1 protein-coding gene is annotated in these 519 nt (G+C 45.3%); it reads right to left on the bottom strand.

The annotated features are described in order from the left end of the window. On the bottom strand, positions 1-492 hold a 492-nt coding region (locus N1032_RS27860; protein ID WP_259543983.1), incomplete at its 3' end, for a DUF4168 domain-containing protein. Between the last annotated feature and the right edge of the window lie 27 nt (positions 493-519).

Raw genomic sequence — 519 nt, 5'->3', positions numbered from 1 at the left:
GCAATCGCCAAGGTTTTCAAATTTAGCAACGTCACTATCTCGCATCTTAATCATGCGATTAAACTCTTCACGAGTGAAGACTTTGTGCATCATGCCGTCGGCATCGTCGATGATGGCTGTCGTGGTTTTGTCAGTGTAGAGTACAGACACACCAGTGATAGTCTCATCTTCAACAGCTTGCTTAACTTTCTCAGCAGCTTGTTTACGAATACCTTCACCACAATTATCGCAGATATCTTCACCGCGATATGCACTAGCTGTTCCGTCGAGAACAGACATGGATTTCGTTTTACCGCAAGAGCAGCAAATGAAAGTGTCTGGATCTTTGCCAGCATTATCGTCTAAGACGGATGCTAAGCACTTCTCATGCCAGAAACATTGGTAAGCCATGATAGCCTTACCTTTGACGGCATCTTTCCACGGAATCTCTTGATCACAACCACCGCACTTGTTATGGTCATGCTTATGCCACTGAGCGCGGGTCATAGTCATACCATTTTCCATAACGAAACTAGCCGG

It is taken from the genome of Herbiconiux daphne, from assembly GCF_024979295.1.
In the GTDB taxonomy this organism is placed as follows: domain Bacteria; phylum Actinomycetota; class Actinomycetes; order Actinomycetales; family Microbacteriaceae; genus Herbiconiux; species Herbiconiux daphnes.
This window is presented reverse-complemented; position numbering and strand designations above follow the sequence as displayed.